The sequence below is a fragment of the Azospirillum brasilense genome (assembly GCF_005222205.1).
Taxonomy (GTDB): domain Bacteria; phylum Pseudomonadota; class Alphaproteobacteria; order Azospirillales; family Azospirillaceae; genus Azospirillum; species Azospirillum brasilense_G.
The window spans coordinates 692,214-715,000 of sequence record NZ_CP032346.1 but is presented as its reverse complement, the minus strand read 5'-3'; the positions used below and the strand labels follow the sequence as shown (position 1 = coordinate 715,000).

The following is a 22,787-nucleotide window of genomic DNA, read 5'->3' as shown; positions in this document are numbered from 1 at the left end:
GCCGTGCTGACCTATCTCAGGCGCAGCGCCGCCCAGGTGGTCTTCGTGCTCCTGGGCATCGCGCTGATCAATTTCTTCCTGCTGCATCTGGCGCCCGGCGACGCGGCCCAGGTGCTGGCGGGGGAGTCCGGGGCGGCGACGCCGGAGTATATGGAGGCGCTGCGGCGGCAGTTCGGGCTGGACCAGCCGCTCTACGTCCAGTTCCTCCGCTATCTCGGCAATCTGGTGACCTTCGACCTCGGCTATTCCTTCCGCCAGTCGCTGCCGGTGTCGGAGCTGATCCTTCAGCGCCTGCCGGCGACGCTGCTGCTGATGGGGACCGCCATCGGCTTCGCTCTGGTCGCCGGCTGCTCGCTGGGATTCCTCGCCGCGCGGCGGGCGGGCAAGCTGACCGACACGGTGATCTCCATCGTGGCGCTGCTGTTCTACGCCACGCCGGTCTTCTGGGTCGGCATCATGCTGATCGTCGTCTTCTCCGTCATGCTGGACTGGCTGCCGGTCGGCGGCATGACCAGCGTCGAGGCCAACCTGAGCGGCCTCGCCCTGGTCGGCGACGTGGCGCTGCATCTGGTGCTGCCCGCGGTGACGCTCGGGCTGTTCTACCTCGCCATCTACGCCCGGCTGATGCGGGCGGCGATGCTGGAGGTCTACGGCCAGGACTTCGTCCGCACCGCACGGGCCAAAGGGGTGCGGCCCCGCCGCATCGCCTGGCGCCACGTGCTGCGCAACGCCCTGCTGCCGATCGTCACCACGCTCGGCGTGCAGCTCGGCTCCATCCTCGGCGGGGCGGTGCTGGTCGAGACGGTGTTCTCCTGGCCGGGGCTGGGCCGGCTGGCCTTCGCCGCCCTGTTCCAGCGCGACCTCAACCTGCTGCTCGGCATCCTCTTCTGCTCGTCGGTGGTCGTGGTCCTCGTCAACATCGCGGTCGATCTCGTCTACACGCTGCTCGACCCGCGCATTGAACTCAACTGACCGATGGCGCTTCCCGAGACTGTCTCCCTACCCACGCCGCGGCGGGATTTCCGCGACACCACCGTCGGACGGCTGCTGCGCCGCCCGTCGGCGCTGCTCGGCCTGATCCTGCTGGCCGGCATCCTCGCCATGGCGGCCTTCGCCGACATCGCCTTCTCCGGCGACCCGCTGGACATGGCCGGGATGCCGCTGCTGCGTCCCGGCGAGGACGCCGCGTTCCCGCTCGGCACCGACATGATGGGCCGCGACCTGGCGTCGGGCATCTTCCACGGCGCCCGCGTCTCGCTGCTGATCGGCGGGGTGGCGGCTCTGGTGTCGCTGGTGATCGGCATCGGCATCGGTTCGCTCTCCGGCTATTACGGCGGGCGGATCGACCGGGCGCTGATGCGGGTGACCGAGCTGTTCCAGACCATCCCGCCCTTCCTGTTCACGCTGGCGCTGGTCGCCATCCTTCAACCGTCCATCGCCACCATCACCGCGGCCATCGGCATCACCTCCTGGTCGGGGCTGGCGCGGCTGGTCCGTGCGGAGGTGCTGCGCCTGCGCAACAGCGAGCTGGCGCAGGCCTCGATCATCCTCGGCGCGTCCGACGCCCGCATCATCTTCCGGCATATCCTGCCGAACGCGCTGGCGCCGGTGATCGTGTCGGCCTCGATCCTGGTGGCCACCGCCATCCTCACCGAATCCTCGCTGTCCTTCCTCGGGCTCGGCGATCCGAATGTGGTGAGCTGGGGCGGCATGGTCGGGGCGGGGCGCGAGACGATCCGCACCGATCCGCACGTCGCCGCCATCCCCGGCGTCGCCATCGTCATCGCCGTGCTGGCGCTGAACCTGCTGGGCGACGGCCTGAACGATGTGCTGAACACGAAGGGGGAGCGGCGATGAGCGAACCCATGCCGAGCGAGCCGGTCCTGGCCGTCGATGGCCTGTCGATCGGCTTCCAGAACCGCCGCGGCCTGCTGCCGGCGGTGCGCGAGTTGTCCTTTTCGGTCAAGAGCGGCGAGATGCTGGCCATCGTCGGCGAGAGCGGCTGCGGCAAGTCGCTGACCGCGCTGGCGCTGCTCGGCCTCCTGCCGCCGCCGGGCCGTGTGACCGGCGGCACGGTGCGGCTGGAGGGCCGTGACCTGCTGGCGCTTGACGAGGCGGCGCTGCGGCGGGTGCGCGGCGCCCGCATCGCGATGATCTTCCAGGAGCCGATGACCGCGCTCAACCCGGTGCTGACCGTGGGCGAGCAGATCATGGAAGCCATCCTCGAACACGAGCCGGTCAGCCGCAAGGCGGCGCGGGAGCGGACTCTGGCCCTGCTGGAGCGGGTGCGCATCCCCGATCCGGAGCGCCGCTTCGCCGAATACCCGCACCGCCTGTCGGGCGGCATGCGCCAGCGGGTGATGATCGCCATGGCGCTGGCCGGCGCCCCGGCCGTGCTGGTCGCCGACGAGCCGACCACAGCGCTCGACGTCACCATCCAGGCGCAGATCCTCGGCCTGATCGACGAGTTGCGGCGAGAGCAGGGCACGGCCGTGGTCTTCATCACCCACGACCTCGGCGTGGTGTCGCGCTACGTCGACCGCGTGCTGGTGATGTATGCCGGCCGCAAGGTGGAGGAGCGCGACACCCGCGACCTCTTCGCCGATCCCCTCCACCCCTACACGCGCGGCCTGATCGCCGCGCAGCCGCGGGCGGGCGCCGGACCGGCCGGTGCCGAGCGGCAGCGTCTGGCCGAGATTCCCGGAACCGTTCCGGCGCTGGCGGCCATGCCCGCCGGCTGCGCCTTCGCTCCGCGCTGCGCGCTGGCCGACGAGCGCTGCGTCCAGGCCGTTCCGCCGCCGCGCCGGGCCGGAAGCGGCCTCGTCGCCTGCCATCACGCGGGAGAGACCCATGCCGTCTGACGCCGCCCTCGCCACGCCCGCGGTTGCCACCACCGGAGCCTCCACCGCCGCCGCCCCGGTGCTGCGGGTGAGCGGGCTGTCCGTCGAGTACCGGACGGCGCGCGGCGTCGTCCATGCGCTCGACGACGTGTCCTTCGAACTGGCGCCCGGCGAGACGCTGGGGATCGTCGGTGAATCCGGCTGCGGGAAATCGACGCTGGCGCGGGCGGTGGTCCGGCTGCTCGACCCCAGCGCCGGCACCATCCGGCTGGGGGACACGGACATCACCCACGCCTCGCGGCGGCGGATGCGCGCGGCGCGGCGCGACCTCCAGATGGTGTTGCAGGACCCGGCGGCCTCGCTCGATCCGCGCTGGACGGTCGGCGACCTGCTGGCTGAGCCGCTGGAGATCCATGGCATCGGCAGCCGCGCCGAACGGCGCGCGCGCGTCGCCGACCTGCTGGGCAAGGTCGGGCTGCCGCCCGAGGCGGCGCAGCGCCGGCCTCACGAGTTCTCCGGCGGGCAGCGCCAGCGCATCGGCATCGCCCGCGCGCTGGCGCTGGAACCGAAGGTCGTGGTCCTCGACGAACCCGTCTCGGCGCTCGACGTCTCGGTCCAGGCGCAGATCCTCAATCTGCTGACCGACCTCCAGCGCACGCTGGGAGTCAGCTTCCTGTTCATCGGCCATGACCTGTCGGTCGTGGAGCACATCTCCGACCGGGTGGCGGTGATGTATCTCGGCCGGATCGTCGAGCTGGGCGGCCGCGACAGCCTGTGGCGCCGGCCCGCGCATCCCTACACCCGCGCCCTGCTCGACGCGGCCCCACGGATCGACGACGGCGCCGCTCCTCCCGGACCGGGATTGACCGGCGACACGCCCAGCCCCTACGAGCTGCCATCGGGCTGCCGCTTCCACACCCGCTGCCCGATCGCCGCCGATCTCTGCCGGCGCGAGGCGCCAGCGACGCGGGCGCTGTCGCCGGGCCACCTCGTCGCCTGCCATTTCGCGGAGGGTGGGACGCCGCCTTTGGGTTGACCCGGGGGCTGACCGGCCATACGGGGAATCGCGTATTCCCGTCCACCAGCCGCTCCCCGATGATCGGTCGGGACGAAGAAGCGTGCGAAAACAATGCGGAAGCCGGATGTCGAACCCGCTTCCCGCGCGCGCCGCCCCATGCCCCCGTCACGCAGGGAGATCGAGATGATCCACGGCGATATCACCAGCAGCAACGACACCGTCGGCGTCGCCGTCGTCAATTACAAGATGCCGCGCCTTCACACCAAGGCGGAGGTGCTGGAGAACGCGCAGAAGATCGCCGACATGCTGATCGGCATGAAGACGGGCCTGCCCGGCCTCGACCTCGTGATCTTCCCCGAATATTCCACCCATGGGATCATGTATGATTCCAAGGAGATGTACGAGACCGCCGCGACCATCCCCGGCGACGAGACGGAGATTTTCGCCGCGGCCTGCCGCAAGGCCAAGGTGTGGGGCGTCTTCTCCCTGACCGGCGAGCGGCACGAGGAGCACCCGCACAAGGCGCCCTACAACACGCTGATCCTGATGAACGACCAGGGCGAGATCGTGCAAAAGTACCGCAAGATCATGCCCTGGGTTCCGATCGAGGGCTGGTACCCCGGCACCTGCACCTACGTGTCGGAGGGGCCGAAGGGGCTGAAGGTCAGCCTGATCATCTGCGACGACGGCAATTACCCGGAGATCTGGCGCGACTGCGCCATGAAGGGGGCGGAACTGATCGTCCGCTGCCAGGGCTACATGTACCCGGCCAAGGACCAGCAGGTGCTGATGGCCAAGGCCATGGCCTGGGCCAACAACACTTATGTCGCGGTGGCCAACGCCGCCGGTTTCGACGGCGTCTATTCCTATTTCGGCCATTCCGCCATTGTCGGCTTCGACGGTCGCACGCTGGGCGAATGCGGCGAGGAGGAGTACGGAATCCAGTACGCCCAGCTCTCCAAGTCGCTGATCCGCGACTTCCGCAAGAACGGGCAGTCGGAGAACCACCTCTTCAAGCTGGTCCACCGCGGCTACACCGGCATGATCAACAGCCACGACGGGGTGAAGGGGGAGGCGACCTGCCCCTACGACTTCTACCGCCAGTGGGTGAGCGATCCCGAGGGCACGCGGGCCATGGTGGAATCCTTCACCCGCCCGACGGTCGGCACACCCGAATGCCCGATCGACGGCATCCCGGCGGACGAGCCGGCACACCGCTGACGCCCTGGCACTCGCATCGCGAAAGGCGGATCATGGCGCTCCACACCCACCGGATCGCGCGGGAACCCTATTACCGCCCGGCCGGCGACGAGATCGCCCTGTTCGAGGCGGCCCACGCCGACCGCCTGCCGGTGATGCTGAAGGGGCCGACCGGCTGCGGCAAGACCCGCTTCGTCGAGCACATGGCCTGGCGGCTCAGTCGGCCGCTCGTCACCGTGGCCTGCAACGAGGATCTGACCGCCTCCGACCTTGTTGGCCGCTACCTGCTGGAGGCGGAGGGGACGGTGTGGCAGGACGGGCCGCTGACCCTGGCGGTGCGCCACGGCGCCATCTGCTACCTCGACGAGGTCGTGGAGGCGCGCGCCGACACCACGGTCGTCATCCATCCCCTGACCGACGACCGGCGGGCGCTGCCGCTCGACAAGCGGAACGAGCTGCTGACCGCCCATCCTGACTTCCAGCTCGTCATCGCCTACAACCCCGGCTACCAGAGCGTGACGAAGGACTTGAAGGAATCGACCAAGCAGCGCTTCGCCGCGCTGGAGTTCGGTTATCCGACGGCCGCCGTCGAAGCCGAGATCGTCGCGCACGAGGCCGGGATCGAACCGCAGGTGGCCCGGCGTGTCGTCGCGGTGGCCGAGCGCAGCCGCAACCTGCGCGGCCGCGGGCTGGAGGAGGGCGCGTCAACCCGCATGCTGATCCACGCCGGCCGGCTGATCGCCCGCGGCGTCGCGCCCGAGGCCGCCTGCCGGATGGCCATCGTCCTGCCGCTGACCGACGACCCCGACCTGCGCGACGCGCTGGCGGCGGCGGTCGGCGCCTGCTTCTGACCGGCGATGGACGGTGTCGGCGGCGAAATCGCCCTGGCCGATGTCGAGCGGCGGCTGAGGGCCTATGGGGCGGCGCTGTGGGGAAGCGATCCGCCCTTGCGGTCCCTGGTCGGGGAGGGCGAGCCGGCAGCGCTGCGGCCCCGCTTCGACGCCGACCTCGTCCGGCTGCCGGCGGTCTGGCCGTCCCTGGACCTCTACCGGGCGGCGCTGGCGCATGTCGGGGCGCACCGCATGTTCTCGCGCCCCTGGCCGGCCAAAGGGCTGAAGCCCCTGCTGACCATCGTCGTCTCGCTGGTCGAGGACGCGCGGGTCGAGCATCTGGCGATGCGGCGCCTTCCCGGACTGCGGCGGTTGTGGGCGCCGTTCCATCGGGTTGAACCCTCGCCGTCCCTGATGGCGGCGGACCTGTTGGAGCGGCTGGCGCGTGCCCTCTTTGACGCCGGCTACCGGGACGGCAACGCCTGGGTCGACAAGGGGCAGCGGCTGTTCTTCGAGCGGCCGGACCGCTGGGACGATCCGGGTTTCAGCTTGGCGCTCGGCGGCGATCTCGCCGGCGACCTCGGCAAGACGCGAGTCCAGGTCAACATCCGGGGGCACCGCGTCGACCCCGCCTACCGCGACGACAACGGCGGCCTTTGGCTGTACGACACCCCGCCGGAGCCGCCGCGCGACGTCGACGATCCGCTGGAGGCGGTTCGGCCTGAGCCCGCGGAGGGGGAGGGCCATCGCCGAAACGGACCGCCGCAGGCGTCGCCGTCGCCGGCCCCGCTTCCCGTCGCCGAAACCGCCGCGCTGCGGCCGGTGGCGCGCTACCCGGAATGGGACCACCGCATCGCCCTGCACCGGCCCGACTTCGTCCAGCTGGTCGAGTGTGTGCCGGAGCAACGGCCGCCGACGGACGCGCCCGCCGATCCTCGGCTCGTCGGCCGGGTCCGCGCCCTGGTCCGCCACGCGGTGGTGGCGCGGCCGGAGCGGCTGCGGCGGCAGCGGGAGGGTGACGACCTCGACCTCGACGCCTGCATCGCGGCAAGCGCGGCCCGCCGCCAGGGCCATGCTCCGGACATGCGGGTCCACCGGCGGGTGCGGCGGCGGGGCCGCGACCTGTCGGTGCTGCTGCTGCTCGACGCGTCGCACTCCACCAACGACCCGGCCAACGACCCGGCGGGGGACGGCACGGTGCTGGACCTCGAGCGCCGGTCGGCCGACCTTCTGGCCGGCGCGCTGACCGCGGCCGGCGACCGCTTCGCCCTGGCGGCCTTCCGTTCCGACGGGCGGGAGGCGGTGCACTGGCTGCCGGTCAAGCGCTTCACCGAGCCCTACGACGCAGCGGCGCGCGGGCGCCTCGCCGGGCTGGACGGGCGCTGGTCGACGCGGATGGGGGCGGCGATCCGCCACGCCGGCGCGACGCTCGCCGCCCAGCCGACGCTGCGCCGCCTGCTGCTGCTGGTCACCGACGGCGAGCCGTCCGACATCGACTGCCCCGATCCCCGCCATCTGGTGGAGGACGCCCGCAAAGCGGTGCGGGAGCTGGCCGGGCGGGGCATCGACGTGGTCTGCGTGGCGCTGGGCGGCGATCCGCAAACGCATCACCGCATCTTCGGCCGGCGCAACGTGCTGCCGGTCGACCGGGTGGAGCGATTGCCCGAGATCCTGCCATCCGTCTATGTCCGGCTGACCGGCTGAGGCCCCCTACCGGCCGTTCAGCGCCCGCACCGCCATCGCGGCGGCGGCGGCGCGGTTCTCGACGCCGAGCTTCGCGTAGATCTGCTCCAGATGCTTGTCGACCGTGCGCGGGCTGAGGCCGAGGATTTCGGCGATGTCGCGGTTGGGCTTGCCGTTGGCGACCCACATCAGCACCTCCGCCTCGCGCGGGGTCAGCGACAGCTTGTCCTTGAGCTGCGTGTCCTCGCCGGCGCCCGTCTCCTCGGCCAGTTGCAGGAGGATTTCGTCGGGGCCGGTCTGGCCGACCGGGCTCAGGCGCAGGCGGCGGCCGTCCGCGCCGGTGGCGATCACCACGCTGTCGGCCTTGCGCCCCGGCCCGCCGGCCTGACGGTCGGCCAGCCAGCGCCGCGCCTCCTCCGGCAGGGACACACCGCTATCCCTGGCGGTGCCGAAGGCGGCCTCCAGCATACGGGTGGTCTGCGGCGTGCACCACAGCACCTCGCCCCGGTGGTTGGCGGCCAGCAGGGTGCGGCCGGTGACGTCCAGCGCCGCCCGCGTGCTCTGGGCGACGCGGGCGTTGGCGAGGTGGGCGTACATGCGGGCGATCAGGGTTTCGGCGACGATGGGCTTGGTGACGTAATCGACCCCGCCGGCGGCGAAGCCCTTCAGGATGTGCTCCGTCTCGGTCAGGCCGGTCATGAAGATGACCGGGACATGGGCGACCTGGCTGCTGCGCTTGAGGTGACGGCAGGTTTCGAAGCCGTCCAGCCCCGGCATGATGGCGTCCATCAGGATCACGTCGGGGGTCACCTGCTCCAGCAGGGCCAGCGCCTTGCGGCCGTCCAGCGCCACCAGCACGGTCACCCCGGCTTCCTCCAGCGCGTCGGTCAGGAAGCTGAGGGCTTCGGGTGAATCGTCGACGACGAGGACGACGTCACGCGGTTTGGTTACGGATTTCATCGTCATGGCTGGACTCGTCATGGCGGGGTTTGTCATGGCGGGAGCTGTCATGGCTGTCATCGCGGTACACCGCCTCCAGCGCGGCCATATACTGGTTGAGGTCGTAATTGCTGACGAGCGTGCGCATCCGGCCGACGAAGCGCTCCAGCTCGGGATGGGCGGCGGCGATCTCGGCGAGCTTGGCCTGCATGCCGCGCACGTAGCCGATGCGGCCGAGATGGATCAGCTCGGCGATGTGGTGCTGCGGCGGCAGCTCCGAGGGGGCGAAGACCGGCGGTCCGGCGTCGGTGTCGGCCGGCGCCTCGTACTCCCATTCAATGCCGCGCAGCCGGCCGATGCAGGCCAGCAGTTTCGGGATGGACACCGGCTTGGCGGCGAATCCGTCGTGGGGCTGGTCACCGTCGGCGCCGGGACCGGAGCGGTCCTCCCGCGTGTCGGCGGACACCAGAATGATGGTGGTGTCGCTGTGGCCGGCGGCGCGCAGGCGCCGCGCCACCTCCAGCCCGTTCATGCCGGGCATGGAGATGTCGAGCAGCAGGATGTCCGGCCGGTGCAGCTCCGCCATGGCGAGGCAGTTCGGCCCGTCGGTCGCCTTGAACACGGTGAAGCCCAGCTCCGCCAGCAGATCGGCCAGCAGGTTGCGGTGGGCGAGGTCGTCGTCGGTGACCAGCACGGTCAGGCGCGGCCCGCGATAGCCCCGGATCGGGTGGTCGGGCTGGCTGGCGGCGTTGGACAGCATCGCCGCCGACATCATCAGCCGCACCCGGAACAGGCTGCCCTTGCCGGGCGTGCTGGTCACGGTGATCTCGCCGCCCATCACCTCGGTCAGCAGCTTGGTGATGGTCAGGCCGAGGCCCATGCCGGGCACCATCGGGTTGGCGGCCGACCCGCGCTCGAACGGTTCGAAGATGCGCTCGCGGTCGGCCTCGGCGATGCCGGGGCCGGTGTCCTCCACCTCGAACTCGGCGATCTGGCTGCGGTGGCGCACGCGCAGGCAGACCGAGCCGGAATCGGTGAACTTGATGGCGTTGGACAGCAGGTTGATGAGGATCTGGCGGATGCGCCCCTCGTCGGTGAAGACGACCGGCGGCAGGTCCTCCGGCGCGTCGAAGCGGAAGGCGATGCCCTTGGCCTCCGCCTGCAGGTGGAACATGCCGACAAGCTGGTCGAGCAGGTCGCCGAAGCGCACCTCTCCGCGGTTCAACTGCAGCCGGCCGCTTTCGATCTTCGACACGTCGAGCAGCCCGTCGAGCAGGCCGGCCAGATGCTCGGCGCTGCGCCGGATGACGCGGACGGCGTCGACCCGGTGCGGCGGCATGGCGGGGTCGCGCTCCAGGATCTGCGCATAGCCGAAGATGGCGCTCAGCGGCGTGCGGAACTCGTGGCCGATGCCGACCAGATAGCGGCTCTTGGCGAGGTTCGCCGCCTCCGCCGCCTCCTTGGCCTTCTGGAGCTGGGCGTCGGTGCGCTCGTGGGCCTCGATCTCCCGGATCAGCAGGGCGGTCTGCTTCTGCGTCTCCTCCTGCGCCACCTTGCGGCTCTCGCGGGCCAGGACGAACAGCCAGGTGGCGACGCCGGCGACGATCATCAGGATGAAGAAGACCTTCCACAGCGTGCTGCCGATCAGCGCCTGCGCCTCGGCGTTGACGGAGGCGACCTCGACATAGACCAGCGCCAGCACCGCGCCGACCGCCAGCGCCAGCATCAGCAGGACGCCCAGATAATGGCCGAGCCGCGCCTTCAGCGCCGTCGCCGCCCGCGGTGGCAACACGGCGTCCAGCGCGCGGCGCAACTGTACGCCCAGCCGGGCGTCGGTCTTGCAGCCGTCGCCGCAGCGGGCGTCCAGCGAGCAGCAGAGCGAGCAGATGGCCCCGGCATAGATCGGGCAGTGGGCCATGTCCTCCGTCTCGAAGGCGTGCTGGCAGATGCAGCAGCGGATCGCCTCCTCGCCGTTCCAGTCGTCGAAGGGGCGGCGCGCGATGTAGGTGCCGCCGCGCGTCGCCCAGGCGATGGCGGGGGCCGCGACGAAGGCGGTGCCGAAGGCGAGGAAGGGCGCGCAGACCCTCAGCGTCGGCCCCAGCGCGTCGAGGAAGGCCAGCATCGACAGCACCGTCGCCAGCAGCATGGCGCCGACGCCCACCGGGTTGATGTCGTAGAGGTGGGCGCGCTTGAACTCGACGTGGCGCGGGCTGAGGCCCAGCGGCTTGTTCACCACCAGATCGGCGACCAGCGCGCCGATCCAGGAGGCGGCGACGCTGGAATAGAGGCCGAGCACCGGCTCCAGCGTCTTGTAGATGCCGAGTTCCATCAGCATCAGACCGATGACGACGTTGAACACCACCCACACCACCCGGCCGGGATGGCTGTGGGTCAGGCGCGAGAAGAAGTTCGACCAGGCGATGGAGCCGGCGTAGGTGTTGGTGACGTTGATCTTGAGCTGCGACAGCACGACGAACAGACCGGTCAGGCCGAGGGCGAGCTGCGGCGACGGCGTCACGTACTGGAAGGCGACGAGGTACATCCGCGTCGGCTCCGCCGCCATCTCCAGCGGCACGGCGTTCTGCAGCGCCAGCACCACCAGGAAGGAGCCGAGCAGCAGCTTGATCGTGCCTATGACGATCCAGCCCGGCCCGGCGGCCACCAGCGCCGCCCACCAGCGCAGCCGCTTGGCGCCGGTGGCGGCGGGGTCGTAGGGCAGGAAACGGATGAAATCGACCTGCTCGCCGATCTGCGCCAGCAGGGAGAACACCACCGACGCCGCCGCGCCGAACAGCATCAGGTCGAAGGCGCCGCCCGCCTCCGCCGCCTGGCCGGTGAAGCTGGTCCAGGCGCTGAAGGCCTCGCGGTCCTGGACGGCGATAAACAGGAAGGGCAGGGCGTGCAGCGCCAGCCACAGCGGCTGGGTCCACAGCTGGAGGCGGCTGATGACGGTGAAGCCGTAGGCGACCAGCGGGATGACCAGAAGCGAGCTGACGACGTAGCCGGCGGCGAGCGGCAGGCCGAAGACCATCTCCAGCGCGGTCGCCATGATCGCCGCCTCGATGGCGAAGAAGATGAAGGTGAAGGAGGCGTAGATCAGCGACGTGATGGTGGAGCCGATGTAGCCGAAGCCGGCGCCGCGCGTCAGCAGGTCCATGTCCACGCCGTAGCGGCTGGCGTAGTAGCTGATCGGCAGCGCGCTGGCGAAGATCAGGACGGCGGCGGCCAGGATGGCGAGGGCCGCGTTGGTGAATCCGTAGCTCAGCGTGATCGCCCCGCCGATGGCCTCCAGCGCCAGGAAGGAGATCGAGCCGAGCGCGGTGTTGGCGACGCGCAACGGCGACCACCGCCGCGCCTTCCGCGCGGTGAAGCGCAGCGCGTAATCCTCCAGCGTCTGGTTGGCGACCCACCGGTTGTAGGTCCGCCGGATCGCGACCACCCTCTGGCGCCCCGCCATCGGCCCCATTCACCCTCCTGAGGATATGTTTGTCTAACTGATTGTTTCTTGACCCTGTTTCCGGGCATTTTCGCTAATAAATCCTGCGTCCCCGCCAGTCTGTCAGGAACAGATCAGCCAGACAACAGAGTTGAATCACGTCGTTTCTTGCGGGTGGAGGCAACTGTTCCACTCGCTTCCGGGTGGTTGCGGGCGCTCGGGCGGTTCCAGTCTCCCGCGATTTTATAACGATTTGCCGACCGGCGCCCCTATACGCAAATCCACGTATTGCTGCGATGCACTGTTCGGCCAACCATCGGGCTGTCCTAACGCGGAACGTTCCGCCCACCCCCCAAAAAACACCGCCTGTCCGACGGCCGCGCCCGGTTGCGCGCCGTCGTTGCAAGGCGACAACGGCGAACATCAGGAGGTTTCATGTCCTCAGACAAGTTTGATGCGGGCAAGCCCGTTGGCGGGCTGCCGTCGCCGCTCCGCCGCAAGCTCCTCCTCGGCATGGCGGCGCTGCCGGCCGTCGGGCTGCTGCCGCGCGGCGCGCTGGCCCAGGCGCTGCCGACCGACGCCGTCAACACGACGAAGCTGGCGGTCACCGACAGCACGGTGAAGGTCGGCATCCTGCATTCCACCACCGGCACCATGGCGATCTCGGAGACCGGATCAGTCCAGGCCGAGAAGCTGGCCATCGCCCAGATCAACGAGATGGGCGGCGTGCTCGGCCGCAAGATCGAGGTGATCCAGGAGGACGGCGCCAGCGACTGGCCGACCTTCGCCGAGAAGGCGCGCAAGCTGCTGGTCGAGGACAAGGTGGCGGCGGTGTTCGGCTGCTGGACCTCGGCCTCGCGCAAGGCGGTGCTGCCGGTGTTCGAGCAATACAACGGCATGCTCTACTACCCGACCTTCTACGAAGGGCTGGAGCAGTCGAAGAACGTCATCTACACCGGGCAGGAGGCGACCCAGCAGATCCTCGCCGGGCTGGACTGGGTGACGAAGGAGAAGGGCGCCAAGAGCTTTTTCCTCATCGGCTCCGACTACATCTGGCCGCGCACCTCCAACAAGATCGCCCGCAAGCACATCGAGATGAAGGGCCAGAAGGTGGTGGGCGAGGAGTATTTCCCGCTCGGCCACACCCAGTTCAACTCGGTCATCAACAAGATCAAGCTGACCAAGCCGGACGTCATCTACGCCTCGGTGGTCGGCGGCTCGAACGTCGCCTTCTACAAGCAGATGAAGGCGGCGGGCATCGACCTGAACAAGCAGGTGCTGATGACCATCTCGGTCACCGAGGACGAGATGCTCGGCATCGGCGGCGAGAACATCGCCGGCGCCTACGCCTGCATGAAGTACTTCCAGTCGCTGCAGAATCCCAACAACGAGAAGTTCGTCGCCGCCTTCAAGGCGATGTGGGGCGCCAACAGCGTCATCGGCGACGTGACCCAGGCCGGCTATCTCGGCCCCTGGCTGTGGAAGCTGACGGTGGAGAAGGCCAAGAGCTTCGACATCGACAAGATCGCCGTCGCGTCGGAAGGCATCGAGTTCAGCGGCGCGCCGGAAGGCTATGTCCGCGTCCACGGGAACCATCACCTGTGGAGCAAGACCCGCGTCGGCCGCGCCCGTCCGGACGGCCAGTTCGATGTCGTCTACGAGACGGCGGACCTCATCGAGCCGAACCCGTTCCCGAAGGGCTACCAGTAAGGGGCGGGGCGTCGGCTTCGGTTGCCCCCTCCCTAACCCTCCCCCGCTGCCGCGGGAGAGGGGACGGCCGCCGCTTCGCAGTTGGCCCCCTCTCCCTCGAAGAGGGGGAGGGTCGGGGAGGGGGCAACCGCCTCCGCACTCCGCCGCATCACCGCACGGGAGTTCCCATCATGTTCGAGGGCTACAGCCTGGCCGAGCTCGGGTCGATCTTTGCCATGCAGGGATTCGCGGGGCTCATTCTCTTTTCCGTTTTCGTGCTGATGGCGCTGGGCCTCGCCATCATCTTCGGGCAGATGGGCGTCATCAACATGGCGCACGGGGAGTTCATGATCCTCGGCGCCTACGTGACCTATCTCTGCTCCAACTTCATCTCCAGCACCGTGCCGGCGCTGTTTCCGGCCTATTTCTTCATCGCCATGATCCTGGCCTTCTTCGCCAGCGGGGCGCTGGGGATGCTGGTGGAATGGGGGATGATCCGCTTCCTCTACCGCCGCCCGCTCGACACGCTGCTGGCGACCTGGGGGCTGAGCCTGATCCTCCAGCAGGTCTTCCGTTCGGTCTTCGGCGCGCGCGAGGTCGGCGTGGTCCTGCCGGACTGGCTGATGGGCTCGGTCGCCGTCACCGACACCATCGAGGTGCCGATCAACGGCCTGTTCGTCATGGCCCTGACCATCGCCATCACCGTCGTCATCTACGCCGTGATGTTCCGCTCGCGCTGGGGCCAGGGCGTGCGGGCGGTGATGCAGAACCGCACGATGGCCGGCGCCGTCGGCATCAACACCGAGAAGGTCGACCGCTACACCTTCGGGCTCGGCTGCGGCATCGCCGGGGTGGCGGGCAGCGCCTTCACGATGGTCGGCTCGACCGGTCCGACTTCGGGCCAGCTCTACATCGTCGACACCTTCCTGGTGGTGGTGTTCGGCGGCGCCCAGAGCCTGATCGGCACCATCGCGTCGGCCTTCACCATCAGCCAGGCCCAGTCGACGATGGAGTTCTTCCTCAGCGGCTCGACCGCCAAGGTGCTGACGCTGCTGACCGTCGTCGTGATCCTGATGCTGCGCCCGCAGGGCCTGTTCGTCCTCAAAGTCCGCCGCTGAGGAGTCCATCACCATGACGCGCAACCCTCAAAACGGTCTTCTCGGGCGCATCGACGGGGGCGTCGCGGGCATCCTGCTTCTGGCCGCCCTCCTGGTGATCGTCCTCCCGCTGGGGCTCGACATCTTCCGGCTGAACATGGTCGGCAAGTACCTGACCTATGCCTTCGTGGCGCTCGGCCTCGTGCTGTGCTGGGGCAGCGCCGGCATCCTGTCGCTGGGGCAGGGCATCTTCTTCGGCATCGGCGGCTACTGCATGGCGATGTTCCTGAAGCTGGAGGCCTCCAGCCCCGAGGCGACCAAGATCCAGTCCACCCCCGGCATCCCCGACTTCATGGACTGGAACCAGCTGACGGCGCTGCCCTGGTTCTGGGAGCCGTTCCACAGCCTGACCTTCTCCATCGTCGCGGTGGTGGCGGTTCCGGCGCTGCTCGCCTTCATCGTCGGGCTGGCGATGTTCAAGCGGCGGGTCGGCGGCGTCTATTTCGCCATCATCACCCAGGCCTTCGCCGCCATCCTGACCATCCTGATCGTCGGCCAGCAGGGCTACACCGGCGGCATCAACGGCATCACCGACCTGCGCACGCTGAAGGGCTGGGACATCCGCACCGACGAGGCGAAGCTGGTGCTCTACTTTGTCAACGCGGCGCTGCTGATCGGCTGCATCCTGCTCTGCCTCTACGTCCGCCGCTCCAAGCTCGGGCGCATCCTGGTGGCGCTGCGCGACAAGGAGGACCGGGTCCGCTTCTCCGGCTACGACGTCGCCAACTTCAAGATCTTCGTCTTCTGCTTCGCCGCGGCGCTGTCGGCGGTGGGCGGCGCGATGTTCACGCTGCAGGTCGGCTTCATGTCGCCGTCCTTCGTCGGCATCGTGCCCTCGATCGAGATGGTCATCTACTGCGCGGTCGGCGGCCGGCTGTCGCTGCTGGGCGCGGTCTACGGCACGCTGCTGGTCAACTGGGCCAAGACGATGCTGTCGGAGAGCTTCCCGGAGCTGTGGCTGTTCGCCATGGGCGCCCTGTTCATCGGCGTGGTCATGGTGTTCCCCAACGGGCTGGCCGGGCTCTACCAGCAGTACATCGCCCCGCGGCTGCGCCGCCCGACCGTCGGCCGGACGACGATCCCCGCCACCGCGGCGCCGATCATCCCGCCCCACACCGCCGCCGACTGAGGAGGGACGGAGCATGGCCAACAACACCGATTACCTGCTGGCGGTCGAAGGGCTGACCGTGTCCTTCGACGGGTTCAAGGCGGTCAACGACCTGTCCTTCTACGTCGACAGCAACGAGATCCACGTCATCATCGGCCCCAACGGCGCCGGCAAGACCACGGTGCTCGACCTCATCTGCGGGCGGACCAAGGCGTCCGGCGGCTCCATCAAGTTCCGCAACAAGGAACTGACCGCGATGAAGGAGCACCAGATCGTCACGGCCGGCGTCGGGCGCAAGTTCCAGAACCCGTCGATCTACGACGACCTGACGGTGTTCGAGAATCTGGAGATCTCCTACCCCCGCGGGCGCAGCGTGTTCGGCGCGCTCGCCTTCAAGCGCGACGCCGCGGTGCGCGAGCGGGTGGCCGAGATCGCCGAGATGATCTTCCTGTCCGACCATCTCGACCAGCGCGCCGAGTATCTCAGCCACGGGCAGAAGCAATGGCTGGAGATCGGCATGCTGCTGATCCAGGACCCCGAGCTGCTGATGCTCGACGAGCCGGTCGCCGGCATGAGCGTGAACGAGCGCAAGAAGACCGCCGAACTGCTGAACCGCATCATCCAGAACCGCTCGGTGCTGGTGATCGAGCACGACATGAAGTTCGTCGAGGACATCGCCCACCGCGTCACCGTCCTGCACCAGGGCAAGATCCTGTCGGAAGGCAGCATGGAGCGGGTGAAGAACGATCCCAAGGTCGTCGAAGTCTATCTGGGCCACTGAGCGGGGGATCAAGAGATGCTGTCCGTCAATCAACTCCGCGTGTCCTACGGCGAGAGCGAGGTCCTCCACGGTCTGGACTTCACCGTGGCGCCCAACGAGATCGTCGCCATCATGGGCCGCAACGGCATGGGCAAGACGACGCTGATGAAGTCGCTGATGGGGATCGTCCCGGCGCGCTCCGGCGCCATCCGCATCGGCGGCGACGAGATCACCGGGCTGAAGAGCTACGAGCGGGTGGCGAAGGGCGTCGCCTACGTCCCGCAGGGCCGCATGATCTTCCCGACCATGACGGTTCAGGAGAACATCGAGACGGGGCTCAGCGTCCATGGCGGGCGCAGCGTGCCGGGCGACCTGTACGAACTGTTCCCGGTGCTGCTGGAGATGAAGGGCCGGCGCGGCGGCAACCTGTCGGGCGGGCAGCAGCAGCAGCTCGCCATCGCCCGCGCGCTCGCCACCAAGCCGAAGGTGCTGCTGCTCGACGAGCCGACGGAGGGCATCCAGCCGTCGATCATCCGCGAGATGGCCCGCACCCTGCGCCGCATCCGCGACGAGAAGGGCCTCAGCATCATCGTGTCGGAGCAGGTGCTGAGCTTCGCGCTCGACATCGCCGACCGCGTGCTGGTGATCGAGAACGGCGAGATCGTCCACGAGGACAGCCGCGACCAGCTCGACGAGGCGAAGGTCGCGCGGCTGCTGTCGGTCTAGAGCAGAGCCGGGGATTGCCCCCTCCCTAAAGCGAACTTCCGTTCGCTTTAGACTCACATCGCCTCACTTGCCGGCGGGCTTCGGCCGCATGTGCGGCCGGGGCCGCCGTCGCGGTCCAAAGCGGATTGCAATCCGCTTTAACCCTCCCCCGCTTCGCAGGGGAGGGGACTTGGTTCTCCCTCCCCTGCGAAAGCGGGGGAGGGTCGGGGTGGGGGCACGCGCTCCCCGCACCCCGCCTCTCCACCACAGAAGGATGCGCCATGACGTCCGCCAAGTCCGCGTCCACCGCCTGCGCCGTGGTCGCCCTGCTGACCGCCGTGGCGACGCCGCTGACCGGGTCGAGCGCGGTGCCGACCGCCGGCCTCGTCCTCTCGGCCGCGCTGGCCGCCGCCGCCGCCGCGCTGGCCCACCGCCAGGGTGCCGGGCTCCGGCGGCTCGGCGACCGGGCCGCCGCGCTGGCCGGTGATGCGGCGGGCGCGGGGAGCGATCCGCAACGCGACCTCGCCGCCGCCCTCGACCGCATCGCCGCCGCCGCCGAGGCCCGCGCCGCCCACGAGGCGCAGCGCGAGGCCGAGCGCAAGGCGACGGAGGAGCGCGCCGCCCGGCTGGAGGCGCTGACCCGCGACTTCGAAGGCAAAGTCGGCCGGCTGGTGCAGACCGTCTCCTCGGCCGCCGGCGAGATGACCGACACCGCCACCGCAATGAGCGGCACCGCCGAGCGCAGCAACCGGCTGTCGGCGGCGATGTCGCAGTCCTCGGCCCAGGCGTCGATGAACGTCCAGACGGTGGCGACGGCGACCGAGGAGCTGTCGGCCTCGATCCAGGAGATCGGCCGGCAGGTCGCCTCGTCGGCGGCCATCGCTGGCAAGGCGGTGGCCGACACCCGCCGGACCGACGCGGTGGTGCAGAGCCTCGCCGACAGCGCCGCGCGGATCGGGCAGGTGATCGGGCTGATCCAGGGCATCGCCGGGCAGACCAACCTGCTGGCGCTGAACGCCACCATCGAGGCGGCGCGGGCGGGGGAGGCCGGCAAGGGCTTCGCCGTCGTCGCCAGCGAGGTCAAGACCTTGGCCAACCAGACCGCCAAGGCGACGGAGGACATCGCCACCCAGGTCGGCGCCATCCAGTCGGCGACGGGCGAAGCGGTGGAGGCCATCCGCGCCATCGCCGGCACCATCGCCGAGATCAACGAGATCGCCTCGGCCATCGCCGCCGCCGTCGAGCAGCAGGGGGCGGCCACCCGCGAGATCGCCCGCAACGTGCAGGAGGCGGCCCGCGGCACCGAGAGCGTGGCCTCCAACATCGTCGGCGTGTCGGACGCCGCGTCCGACACCGGCATGGCGGCCGGGCAGGTGCTCGGCGTCGCCTCCCAGGTTGCCGGCCACGCCGACGAGCTGAGCCGCGAGGTCAACAACTTCCTGGCGGAGGTCAGCCTGCAATCGGCGCTGCGCCGCCGCGCCTCGGTCGCCGGGCGCCTGATGGCGGCGAGCACGGCGCGGCGCGTCCAGGGCTTGGCGCCGGGCGCGCCGGCGACCGCGGCGGTGAACAAGAGCGGCATCGCCGTCACCGACGAGACGGTGAAGGTCGGCATCCTCCATTCCGCCACCGGCACCATGGCGCTGAGCGAGGGCGGGTCGATCCAGGCGGAGATGCTGGCGATCCAGCAGATCAACGAGGCCGGCGGCGTGCTGGGCCGGCGGATCGAGATCGTGCAGGAGGACGGCGCCAGCGATTGGCCGACCTTCGCGGCCCGCGCCGACAAGCTGCTGGCGCAGGACAAGGTGGCGGCGATCTTCGGCTGCTGGACCTCGGCCTCGCGCAAGGAGGTGCTGCCGGTCCTGGAGAAGCGCGACGGCCTGCTCTACTACCCGACCTTCTACGAGGGGCTGGAGCAGTCCCGCCACGTCATCTACACCGGGCAGGAGGCGACTCAGCAGATCCTCGCCGGTCTCGATTGGGTGATGCGCGAGAAGGGGGCGAAGAGCTTCTTCCTCGTCGGGTCGGACTACATCTGGCCGCGCGCGTCCAACGCCATCGCGCGGCGCCACATCGAGGCCAAGGGCTGCCGCGTCGTCGGCGAGGACTACGCCGAACTCGGCGACACCCGGTTCGAGAGCATCGTCGCGCGGATCAAGGCGGCCAAGCCCGACGTCGTCTACGCCATCGTCGTCGGCGGCTCGAACGTTGCCTTCTACAAGCAGCTCAAGGCCGCCGGGATCGAGCTGGACCGCCAGATCCTGATGACCAACAGCGTCACCGAGGACGAGATGATGGGCATCGGCGGCGACTACATCGCCGGCGCCTTCACCTGCGCCAAGTATTTCCAGAGCCTGGAGCTGCCGGCCAACCGCGCCTTCGTTGCCGCCTTCAAGGCGATGTGGGGGGCGGACAGCGTCATCGGCGACGTCACCCACAACGCCTATCTCGGCCCCTGGCTGTGGAAGCTGGCGGTCGAGAAGGCCGGCAGTTTCGACGTGGCGCGCGTCGTCGCCGCCTCGCCCGGAATCGAGTTCGCTGGGGCGCCGGCCGGCGCCTTGCGCATCCACGAGAACCATCACCTGTGGACCCGGACCCGCATCGGCCGCGCCCGGCGCGACGGCCAGTTCGATGTGGTCTTCGAGACCCGGGACCTGATCGAGCCCAACCCCTTCCCGGACGGCTTCCGGGAACTGGCGGCCTGAGGCCCCCTCCACCCCTTCGTCACCAATCAGTCCACCAATAAGGAAGAGCAAACCATGGCTGACACCCTGATCAAGGCCGACCTGTCGCAGTCTCCCTACGAGAACGACATGATCCACAACCGCTGGCATCCGGACATCCCGATGGCGGTGACGGTGAAGCCGGGCGACGACTTCATCCTGGAATGCTACGACTGGACCGGCGGCCAGATCAAAAACGACGACGATGCCGCCGACGTGCGCGACGTCGATCTCAGCCAGGTGCATTTCCTGTCCGGCCCGGTCGGGGTCGAGGGGGCGGAGCCGGGCGACCTGCTGGTCGTCGACCTGCTGGACATCGGCGCCTTCCCGCAGCAGCAGTGGGGCTTCAACGGCTTCTTCTCCAAGCAGAACGGCGGCGGCTTCCTCACCGAGCATTTCCCGCTGGCCCAGAAGTCGATCTGGGACTTCGAGGGCATGTTCACCAAGTCGCGCCACATCCCCGGCGTGCGCTTCGCCGGGCTGATCCACCCCGGCCTGATCGGCTGCCTGCCGTCGCACGACCTGCTGGCCAAGTGGAACAAGCGCGAGCAGGCGCTGATCGACACCAACCCGACCCGCGTCCCCGGCCTCGCCAACCCGCCCTACGCGCCGACCGCGCACATGGGCCGGCTGAAGGGCGAGGCCCGCGACAAGGCGGCGGCTGAGGGTGCCCGCACCGTGCCGCCGCGCGAGCATGGCGGCAATTGCGACATCAAGGACCTGTCGCGCGGCTCGCGCATCTACTTCCCGGTCTATGTGAAGGGCGCCGGCCTGTCGATGGGCGACCTGCATTTCAGCCAGGGCGACGGTGAAATCACCTTCTGCGGCGCCATCGAGATGGCCGGCTGGGCGCATCTCAAGGTCAACCTGATCAAGGACGGCATGGCGAAGTACGGCATCAAGAACCCGATCTTCAAGCCGAGCCCGATCGTCCCGACCTACAACGACTACCTGATCTTCGAGGGCATCTCGGTCGACGAGGCGGGCGAGCAGCATTACCTGGACGTCCATGTCGCCTACCGGCAGGCCTGCCTGAACGCCATCGAGTATCTGAAGAAGTTCGGCTATTCCGGCGCCCAGGCCTACTCGATCCTCGGCACCGCACCGGTGCAGGGCCACATCAGCGGCGTGGTCGATGTGCCGAACGCCTGCGCCACCCTGTTCCTGCCGACGCAGATCTTCGACTTCGACATCACCCCGAACGCCGACGGCCCGACGAAGTTCATCAAGGGCGACGTCGACATGCCGATCGCTCAGGACCGCGTGTAACGGGAGAGGGGAGGTCGCGCCATGCCGATGTACGATTACGAATGCCCGACCTGCGGCGACTTCACGGGAATGCGGCCGATGGCGGAAAGCGGCCAGCCGCAGCCGTGCCCCGATTGCGGCACGGCGTCGCCACGGGTGATCCGCATGGCGCCGGCCTTCTCCGCGCTGTCGGCCGCCACCCGGACGGCGCACGCCACCAACGAACGCAGCGCCGACCGGCCCAAGCTGCTGTCGGAGGTCGGGCCGAAGCACAAGCACGGGCCGGGCTGCGGCTGCTGCGGTGGTGGCGGCAAGAAGGGACGCTCGGTGCTCCGCACCCCTGACGGGGCGAAGGGCTTCCCGACGGCAAGGCCGTGGATGATCAGCCACTGACGCGTTGAAAACGACCGACACCGAACGGCCCGCCCCTCCCGAGGCGGGCCGTTTGCTTTTCCGCCTCCGGAATCCGAAGGGACCCTGCGCCAATCGTCCGCTTCCCCAACATCGCTGTTGACCGAAGCTGTATTATCGATCATACAGGTTCCTGTCTTATGGAGAGACAGACACCGGTTTCCAGCGAGAAGGAGGCGGGGCACTGTGAAGTCGTCGGTCGAACCGCTGAAGGCGCGCCGGATCTACCTGCTGCTGCGCGACCGCATCGTCGCCGGCGACCTGCCGCCGGGCGGGCGCCTGCCGGGGGAACCGGCGCTGGCCGCCGAGCACGCGGTGTCGCGGGTGACCGTGCGCCGGGCGCTCGACCTGCTGGAGAAGGAAGGGCTGGTGCAGCGCAAGGCCGGCTCCGGCACCTTCGTCCATGACAGCCGCGCGGTCCGCCCCATCGTCGCCGACCTCTCCAACGTGCTGTCGCACCTGATCGACATGGGGCGCAGCACCGACGTGAAACTGCTCTCCTTCGGCTATGTCGCGCCGCCGGAGGCCATCGCCGGGAGCCTGGGGCTGAAGCCGGGCGAGCGGGTCCAGCGGTCGGTGCGCGTGCGCCTGATCGACGGGGAACCCTTCTCCTACCTGACCACTCATGTGCCGGAATGGCTCGGCCTGACCTATTCGGAGGCGGAACTGGCGGCGCGCCCGCTGCTGGAGCTGATCGAGCGGTCGGGGGTGAAGACCGAGCGCGCGACCCAGGCCATCAACGCCACGCTGGCCGGGCCGGAGGCGGCGGCGGCGCTCGATCTGGAGATCGGCTCGCCGCTGCTGACGCTGACCCGCATCGTGCACGACCCGTCCGGCCGCGGGGTGGAGCATCTGCACGCGCTGTACCGGCCCGACCGCTACAGCTTCCACATGGATCTGGTGCGCATCGGCGACGACGGGGAACGGCGCTGGAGCCCGGCCCTGGGCCGGCCGCGCGCATCCGAGAACGCCAAGACCGACAAGAACAAAGCGGGCGAAAAGCCCACCCGCGGCTCGCGGGCCATCAAGCAGAGGAGTTGAGC

Annotated in this window: 18 protein-coding genes and 1 pseudogene; 17 read left to right on the top strand and 2 right to left on the bottom strand. The window is 69.3% G+C overall.

Annotated features, from left to right (window positions below; genetic code table 11):
• Positions 1-3: 3 nt before the first annotated feature.
• From D3869_RS17330 to D3869_RS17300, 7 genes are all read left to right on the top strand, one after another.
• A complete protein-coding gene (locus tag D3869_RS17330) occupies positions 4-972 on the top strand; it encodes an ABC transporter permease (protein WP_094307401.1) in 969 nt (322 codons plus the stop codon).
• A 3-nt stretch (positions 973-975) separates the two neighbouring features.
• On the top strand, positions 976-1,857 hold the full coding sequence (locus D3869_RS17325; protein WP_137141187.1) for an ABC transporter permease: 882 nt from the start codon (positions 976-978) through the stop codon (positions 1,855-1,857).
• Positions 1,854-2,861 (top strand): ABC transporter ATP-binding protein, encoded by a 1,008-nt coding sequence (locus D3869_RS17320; RefSeq protein ID WP_137141186.1) that lies wholly within the window; start codon positions 1,854-1,856, stop codon positions 2,859-2,861. The genes D3869_RS17325 and D3869_RS17320 overlap by 4 nt, the downstream gene beginning before the upstream one ends.
• Positions 2,851-3,876: an ABC transporter ATP-binding protein gene (locus D3869_RS17315; RefSeq protein ID WP_137141185.1), complete on the top strand. Its 1,026-nt coding sequence runs from the start codon at positions 2,851-2,853 to the stop codon at positions 3,874-3,876. The genes D3869_RS17320 and D3869_RS17315 overlap by 11 nt, the downstream gene beginning before the upstream one ends.
• A 165-nt stretch (positions 3,877-4,041) precedes the next feature.
• Complete coding sequence (locus D3869_RS17310) at positions 4,042-5,079, top strand: aliphatic amidase (protein WP_094307397.1); 1,038 nt, start codon at positions 4,042-4,044, stop codon at positions 5,077-5,079.
• A 32-nt stretch (positions 5,080-5,111) separates the two neighbouring features.
• Complete coding sequence (locus tag D3869_RS17305) at positions 5,112-5,909, top strand: CbbQ/NirQ/NorQ/GpvN family protein (protein ID WP_137141184.1); 798 nt, start codon at positions 5,112-5,114, stop codon at positions 5,907-5,909.
• A gap of 6 nt (positions 5,910-5,915) precedes the next feature.
• Complete coding sequence (locus D3869_RS17300; RefSeq protein WP_137141183.1) at positions 5,916-7,592, top strand: nitric oxide reductase activation protein NorD; 1,677 nt, start codon at positions 5,916-5,918, stop codon at positions 7,590-7,592.
• Between the two features lie 6 nt (positions 7,593-7,598).
• Here D3869_RS17300 and D3869_RS17295 read toward each other — a convergent pair whose 3' ends face one another.
• Positions 7,599-8,537: a response regulator transcription factor gene (locus D3869_RS17295; protein ID WP_137141182.1), complete on the bottom strand. Its 939-nt coding sequence runs from the start codon at positions 8,535-8,537 to the stop codon at positions 7,599-7,601.
• Complete coding sequence (locus D3869_RS17290; RefSeq protein ID WP_137141985.1) at positions 8,506-11,967, bottom strand: hybrid sensor histidine kinase/response regulator; 3,462 nt, start codon at positions 11,965-11,967, stop codon at positions 8,506-8,508. The genes D3869_RS17295 and D3869_RS17290 overlap by 32 nt, the downstream gene beginning before the upstream one ends.
• A 414-nt stretch (positions 11,968-12,381) precedes the next feature.
• On the opposite strand from D3869_RS17290, the gene urtA (D3869_RS17285) reads away from it, so the two are divergent.
• From urtA (D3869_RS17285) to D3869_RS17245, 10 genes and pseudogenes are all read left to right on the top strand, one after another.
• On the top strand, positions 12,382-13,656 hold the full coding sequence (gene urtA, locus D3869_RS17285; RefSeq protein ID WP_114858873.1) for an urea ABC transporter substrate-binding protein: 1,275 nt from the start codon (positions 12,382-12,384) through the stop codon (positions 13,654-13,656).
• A 170-nt stretch (positions 13,657-13,826) separates the two neighbouring features.
• Complete coding sequence (gene urtB / locus D3869_RS17280) at positions 13,827-14,753, top strand: urea ABC transporter permease subunit UrtB (RefSeq protein WP_109070140.1); 927 nt, start codon at positions 13,827-13,829, stop codon at positions 14,751-14,753.
• Positions 14,754-14,766: 13 nt separating this feature from the next.
• A complete protein-coding gene (urtC, locus tag D3869_RS17275) occupies positions 14,767-15,921 on the top strand; it encodes an urea ABC transporter permease subunit UrtC (protein WP_137141181.1) in 1,155 nt (384 codons plus the stop codon).
• Between the two features lie 13 nt (positions 15,922-15,934).
• A complete protein-coding gene (gene urtD, locus D3869_RS17270; RefSeq protein ID WP_137141180.1) occupies positions 15,935-16,681 on the top strand; it encodes an urea ABC transporter ATP-binding protein UrtD in 747 nt (248 codons plus the stop codon).
• 15 nt (positions 16,682-16,696) lie between these two features.
• A complete protein-coding gene (gene urtE, locus D3869_RS17265; RefSeq protein ID WP_137141179.1) occupies positions 16,697-17,386 on the top strand; it encodes an urea ABC transporter ATP-binding subunit UrtE in 690 nt (229 codons plus the stop codon).
• 260 nt (positions 17,387-17,646) lie between these two features.
• Positions 17,647-18,699 (top strand): annotated as a pseudogene (locus D3869_RS34630) (methyl-accepting chemotaxis protein); the annotation flags it as partial.
• Positions 18,700-18,864: 165 nt separating this feature from the next.
• Complete coding sequence (urtA, locus tag D3869_RS33845) at positions 18,865-20,067, top strand: urea ABC transporter substrate-binding protein (RefSeq protein ID WP_175426560.1); 1,203 nt, start codon at positions 18,865-18,867, stop codon at positions 20,065-20,067.
• A 54-nt stretch (positions 20,068-20,121) separates the two neighbouring features.
• Positions 20,122-21,354 (top strand): formamidase, encoded by a 1,233-nt coding sequence (fmdA, locus tag D3869_RS17255; protein ID WP_094302374.1) that lies wholly within the window; start codon positions 20,122-20,124, stop codon positions 21,352-21,354.
• Positions 21,355-21,375: 21 nt separating this feature from the next.
• On the top strand, positions 21,376-21,726 hold the full coding sequence (locus D3869_RS17250) for an FmdB family zinc ribbon protein (RefSeq protein ID WP_137141177.1): 351 nt from the start codon (positions 21,376-21,378) through the stop codon (positions 21,724-21,726).
• Between the two features lie 204 nt (positions 21,727-21,930).
• Positions 21,931-22,785, top strand: a complete 855-nt coding sequence (locus tag D3869_RS17245; protein ID WP_137141176.1) for a GntR family transcriptional regulator — start codon at positions 21,931-21,933, stop codon at positions 22,783-22,785.
• The last annotated feature ends 2 nt before the right edge of the window (positions 22,786-22,787 follow it).